Source organism: Marinagarivorans sp. (assembly GCF_982758155.1).
This window is the reverse complement of record NZ_CEXWTU010000406.1, coordinates 1-1,344: the sequence shown is the minus strand read 5'-3', so window position 1 is coordinate 1,344 and position 1,344 is coordinate 1. Positions and strand designations below refer to the sequence as shown.

Annotated in this window: 3 protein-coding genes; all 3 read left to right on the top strand. The window is 43.0% G+C overall.

Annotated elements, in window-relative coordinates:
- Positions 1-586 (top strand): TCP-1/cpn60 chaperonin family protein (locus AC3A8L_RS21420; protein ID WP_487964309.1); only part of this gene is annotated, 586 nt, incomplete at its 5' end.
- 37 nt (positions 587-623) lie between these two features.
- Positions 624-839, top strand: a complete 216-nt coding sequence (locus AC3A8L_RS21415) for a hypothetical protein (RefSeq protein WP_487964308.1) — start codon at positions 624-626, stop codon at positions 837-839.
- Positions 823-1,344 (top strand): hypothetical protein (locus tag AC3A8L_RS21410; RefSeq protein ID WP_487964307.1); only part of this gene is annotated, 522 nt, incomplete at its 3' end. The genes AC3A8L_RS21415 and AC3A8L_RS21410, both read left to right, overlap by 17 nt.

Here is a 1,344-nt window from a genome sequence, read left to right as displayed (position 1 = left end):
CCTCACCGTTGAAGACCTAGGAAGTTGCTCCTCTGTTTGTGAGTACACTGAGGAAGGATGGTCTAAACCCGTACTACATCTCAATATAGTACCGAACAACGTTAGACATTCTATCGTATGTTCTGGACCAAGTCAAGAAACGGCTGATGAAATAAGCCGTGCGCTTGATGATGCAATCGGCGTCACATGGCTAGCATATAATAACAAGAGAATCGTGACTGGTGGTGGCGCACCTCAAGTGAGTATGTCATTACATATACAATCAATAGCGAACACAGTAGAAGGGCTGGAGCAGTTAGCAGTTGAAGCATATGCTAAAGCACTTGAAATCATCCCTCTCACACTAGCAAAGAATTGTGGACATAACCCACGTCTTTCAGTAATCAATCTAAGAGCGGCGCATAGTATGGGAAATAGCGATGCCTTCCTAGATGTATCAAACGGCGGTGTTATTACAGACTTACCATACTCCGTGATAGAGCCGATAGAGGTAATAGAGGTAGGATTAAAATCCGCCACTACTGCCGCAATACAAATCCTAAGAATTGATAACATCATTCAAGCGAGGGACCCAAACGAATTTTGAGGTGAAAAAATGACAGAAGAAGTAAAAGAAGAAAACAATGAGAATGTACGAAAATATTTTGAATATTGAATTTGAGAATGGAATGCCAGAAGACTTAGTCGCAGCACTAACACATTTGCATTCCTCCGGACTTCGGTTTCTTGCTATTGTAGTACAACCGAACGGAGAATTAACGATGCACACAGCCAATGGTTCAAACAGAATTGAAATCACTGGTTTGTTGGAGGTGGCTAGAGATGCCATTAAGTCGTGAAGGCCCACTATCCTTTGCAGCCAACCCGCTATTAGGGGCAATGATGGGCGCAGAAGGTGAAAGTACTAATCCAGAGATGGAAGAGTATCGGGAAAAGCAACGAGAGCGTGAATTGCATCTATTGGGTACAATGCTCTTTCAAGCACTAATGCTTGCGCTCTGTATCGTACTATACGTCGAGTGGGATTGGAGTCATTTCAATAATCCTTGGGAATCTGCCGTCTTCTATGGATTTGCAGGGTTCTCTGTTCAAGCCGGGTTTTACTTTGTGTATAGAGCAATGTTTGAAGATACTGCTAGCCACCGTAGGCAACTAAAGAAGATGCGACACGGTAATAGGCGTAAGATGGCGGCGATGAAGTTTCAAGTTGAGAAGAGTCAGCAGGAATTAATGCTACAGCAACAAATGGCGCAGTTCCAACAGATGCTTACATCATCTATTGCTAATGATGGCTACATAGACCAAACAGAAGATATGATGCTTCAAAACCAAATGGCTAACATT